The 4,964-nt window shown below is 48.9% G+C and carries 2 rRNA genes; both read left to right on the forward strand.

What is annotated here, in order from left to right:
• The first annotated feature begins 100 nt into the window (after positions 1-100).
• Positions 101-1,636, forward strand: a 16S ribosomal RNA gene (locus CWB66_RS09110).
• Between the two features lie 299 nt (positions 1,637-1,935).
• A 23S ribosomal RNA gene (locus tag CWB66_RS09115) occupies positions 1,936-4,826 on the forward strand.
• The 16S and 23S rRNA genes sit together here, the layout of an rRNA operon.
• Positions 4,827-4,964 lie beyond the last annotated feature (138 nt).

The raw sequence follows: 4,964 nt of genomic DNA on the forward strand, positions 1-4,964 counted from the left end.
AATAGTTATTTCGGTAATTATTCGGCACAGTCAATTCAATATCGAAAGATATTAAAATAAATTCAGAATTCATTGAGCTGTCGAAAGACATAAAACTTTTTAATTGAAGAGTTTGATCATGGCTCAGATTGAACGCTGGCGGCAGGCCTAACACATGCAAGTCGAGCGGTAACAGAGAGTAGCTTGCTACTTTGCTGACGAGCGGCGGACGGGTGAGTAATGCTTGGGAACATGCCTTGAGGTGGGGGACAACAGTTGGAAACGACTGCTAATACCGCATAATGTCTACGGACCAAAGGGGGCTTCGGCTCTCGCCTTTAGATTGGCCCAAGTGGGATTAGCTAGTTGGTGAGGTAATGGCTCACCAAGGCGACGATCCCTAGCTGGTTTGAGAGGATGATCAGCCACACTGGGACTGAGACACGGCCCAGACTCCTACGGGAGGCAGCAGTGGGGAATATTGCACAATGGGCGCAAGCCTGATGCAGCCATGCCGCGTGTGTGAAGAAGGCCTTCGGGTTGTAAAGCACTTTCAGTCAGGAGGAAAGGTTAGTAGTTAATACCTGCTAGCTGTGACGTTACTGACAGAAGAAGCACCGGCTAACTCCGTGCCAGCAGCCGCGGTAATACGGAGGGTGCGAGCGTTAATCGGAATTACTGGGCGTAAAGCGTACGCAGGCGGTTTGTTAAGCGAGATGTGAAAGCCCTGGGCTCAACCTGGGAACTGCATTTCGAACTGGCAAACTAGAGTGTGATAGAGGGTGGTAGAATTTCAGGTGTAGCGGTGAAATGCGTAGAGATCTGAAGGAATACCGATGGCGAAGGCAGCCACCTGGGTCAACACTGACGCTCATGTACGAAAGCGTGGGGAGCAAACGGGATTAGATACCCCGGTAGTCCACGCCGTAAACGATGTCTACTAGAAGCTCGGGTCCTCGGACTTGTTTTTCAAAGCTAACGCATTAAGTAGACCGCCTGGGGAGTACGGCCGCAAGGTTAAAACTCAAATGAATTGACGGGGGCCCGCACAAGCGGTGGAGCATGTGGTTTAATTCGATGCAACGCGAAGAACCTTACCTACACTTGACATACAGAGAACTTACCAGAGATGGTTTGGTGCCTTCGGGAACTCTGATACAGGTGCTGCATGGCTGTCGTCAGCTCGTGTTGTGAGATGTTGGGTTAAGTCCCGCAACGAGCGCAACCCCTATCCTTAGTTGCTAGCAGGTAATGCTGAGAACTCTAAGGAGACTGCCGGTGATAAACCGGAGGAAGGTGGGGACGACGTCAAGTCATCATGGCCCTTACGTGTAGGGCTACACACGTGCTACAATGGCGCATACAGAGTGCTGCGAACCTGCGAAGGTAAGCGAATCACTTAAAGTGCGTCGTAGTCCGGATTGGAGTCTGCAACTCGACTCCATGAAGTCGGAATCGCTAGTAATCGCGTATCAGAATGACGCGGTGAATACGTTCCCGGGCCTTGTACACACCGCCCGTCACACCATGGGAGTGGGTTGCTCCAGAAGTAGATAGTCTAACCCTCGGGAGGACGTTTACCACGGAGTGATTCATGACTGGGGTGAAGTCGTAACAAGGTAGCCCTAGGGGAACCTGGGGCTGGATCACCTCCTTATACGATTTAGAACTTATTTGTTCGTAGTGTCCACACAGATGATTGTTAATTAGTGCTTGTCCCTTTGGGATAACTAATTAATATGCTCTTTAAAAATTTGGAAAAGCTGATAATAAAATTCTGATAGATACATTGTATTTATCAAGAGTTTTCAAAAGTAAAAAAAGAATGGTAGCAGTACCATTCAGTGCCATTTAGTTAACTCTTATGAGTTGATTGATTGGTATCTACTTTAGTATTCAATATTGACTTCTGGCGAAGTTAAACTGTCACAAAACAAAGACCCGTTTGGGTTGTATGGTTAAGTGACTAAGCGTACACGGTGGATGCCTTGGCAGTTGGAGGCGATGAAGGACGTATTAACTTGCGATAAGCCTAGTCAAGCTAGTAAAAAGCACTTGAGACTAGGATTTCCGAATGGGGAAACCCACCTGCTTGCAGGTATCGTTAACTGAATACATAGGTTAACGAGGCGAACGCGGAGAACTGAAACATCTAAGTACCCGTAGGAAAAGAAATCAACCGAGATTCCGAAAGTAGCGGCGAGCGAAATCGGAACAGCCCTTAAGCTTATTATGTGTTAATGGAAGGCTGCTGGAAAGCGCCACGATACAGGGTGATAGTCCCGTACATGAAAAGACATTTTAAGTGAAATCGAGTAGGTCGGAGCACGTGAAACTTTGACTGAATATAGGTGGACCATCATCTAAGGCTAAATACTCCCAACTGACCGATAGTGAACCAGTACCGTGAGGGAAAGGCGAAAAGAACCCCTGTGAGGGGAGTGAAATAGAACCTGAAACCGTGTACGTACAAGCAGTAGGAGCCCACTTGTTGGGTGACTGCGTACCTTTTGTATAATGGGTCAGCGACTTATATTTTGTAGCGAGGTTAACCGAATAGGGTAGCCGTAGGGAAACCGAGTCTTAACTGGGCGACTAGTTGCAAGGTATAGACCCGAAACCCGGTGATCTAGCCATGGGCAGGTTGAAGGTTGAGTAACATCAACTGGAGGACCGAACCCACTAACGTTGAAAAGTTAGGGGATGACCTGTGGCTAGGAGTGAAAGGCTAATCAAACCGGGAGATAGCTGGTTCTCCCCGAAATCTATTTAGGTAGAGCCTCGGACGAATACTTACGGGGGTAGAGCACTGTTAAGGCTAGGGGGTCATCCCGACTTACCAACCCTTTGCAAACTCCGAATACCGTAAAGTAATATCCGGGAGACACACGGCGGGTGCTAACGTCCGTCGTGAAGAGGGAAACAACCCAGACCGCCAGCTAAGGTCCCAAAGTCATAGTTAAGTGGGAAACGATGTGGAAAGGCCCAGACAGCCAGGAGGTTGGCTTAGAAGCAGCCATCCTTTAAAGAAAGCGTAATAGCTCACTGGTCGAGTCGGTCTGCGCGGAAGATGTAACGGGGCTAAACTATGCACCGAAGCTGCGGATTCAGAATTTATTCTGAGTGGTAGGGGAGCGTTCTGTAAGCCGTTGAAGGTGTACCGGGAGGTATGCTGGAGGTATCAGAAGTGCGAATGCTGACATGAGTAACGATAATGGGAGTGAAAAACTCCCACGCCGGAAGACCAAGGGTTCCTATCCCATGTTAATCAGGGTAGGGTAAGTCGACCCCTAAGGCGAGGCCGAAAGGCGTAGTCGATGGGAAACAGATTAATATTTCTGTACTCGATATAATTGCGATGGGGGGACGGAGCAGGCTAAGCAAGCATAGCGTTGGTAGTCTATGTGAAAGTGAGTAGGGCGTTTGTTTAGGTAAATCCGGACGAACACTAAACCTGAGACACGAGACGAGTCACTACGGTGATGAAGTTGCTGATGCCATACTTCCAGGAAAAGCCTCTAAGCTTCAGATTATATGGAATCGTACCCCAAACCGACACAGGTGGTCAGGTAGAGAATACTAAGGCGCTTGAGAGAACTCGGGTGAAGGAACTAGGCAAAATCGTACCGTAACTTCGGGAGAAGGTACGCTCCTATCTGTGATGAGACTTGCTCTCTAAGCGGACGGGAGCCGCAGTGACCAGGTGGCTGGGACTGTTTATTAAAAACACAGCACTGTGCAAAATCGCAAGATGACGTATACGGTGTGACACCTGCCCGGTGCCGGAAGGTTAATTGATGGGGTTATCCTTAGGGAGAAGCTCTTGATCGAAGCCCCGGTAAACGGCGGCCGTAACTATAACGGTCCTAAGGTAGCGAAATTCCTTGTCGGGTAAGTTCCGACCTGCACGAATGGTGTAACCATGGCCACGCTGTCTCCACCCGAGACTCAGTGAAATTGAAATCGCAGTGAAGATGCTGTGTACCCGCGGCTAGACGGAAAGACCCCGTGAACCTTTACTACAGCTTGGCACTGAACATTGAACCTACATGTGTAGGATAGGTGGGAGACTTTGAAGCAGCGACGCTAGTTGTTGTGGAGTCAACCTTGAAATACCACCCTTGTAGTTTTGATGTTCTAACGTTGGCCCCTGAATCGGGGTTACGGACAGTGCCTGGTGGGTAGTTTGACTGGGGCGGTCTCCTCCTAAAGAGTAACGGAGGAGCACGAAGGTTGGCTAAGTACGGTCGGACATCGTACGGTTAGTGTAATGGTAGAAGCCAGCTTAACTGCGAGACAGACACGTCGAGCAGGTACGAAAGTAGGTCATAGTGATCCGGTGGTTCTGAATGGAAGGGCCATCGCTCAACGGATAAAAGGTACTCCGGGGATAACAGGCTGATACCGCCCAAGAGTTCATATCGACGGCGGTGTTTGGCACCTCGATGTCGGCTCATCACATCCTGGGGCTGAAGTCGGTCCCAAGGGTATGGCTGTTCGCCATTTAAAGTGGTACGCGAGCTGGGTTTAGAACGTCGTGAGACAGTTCGGTCCCTATCTGCCGTGGGCGTTTGAGAATTGAGAGGGGTTGCTCCTAGTACGAGAGGACCGGAGTGAACGAACCGCTGGTGTTCGGGTTGTCATGCCAATGGCATTGCCCGGTAGCTACGTTCGGAACTGATAAGCGCTGAAAGCATCTAAGCGCGAAGCAGGCCTCGAGATGAGTTCTCACTAGACTTTTAAAGTCTCTGAAGGGCCGTTGAAGACTACAACGTTGATAGGCAAGATGTGGAAGTGGTGTGAGCCATTAAGCTAACTTGTACTAATTACCCGTGAGGCTTAACCATACAACGCCAAACGCGTTTTATGTGATAGTGAAACAAGCGAAGAAGTTAATATGACTAAAGTAGATATTACTTAGAAAGACTTAAAAAATATTATCAGATATTTTCCAAATTCAAGAGGTGACTCTTAGCGCGTAGCGT

This window comes from Pseudoalteromonas sp. S558, from assembly GCF_005886635.1.
Taxonomy (GTDB): domain Bacteria; phylum Pseudomonadota; class Gammaproteobacteria; order Enterobacterales; family Alteromonadaceae; genus Pseudoalteromonas; species Pseudoalteromonas aliena.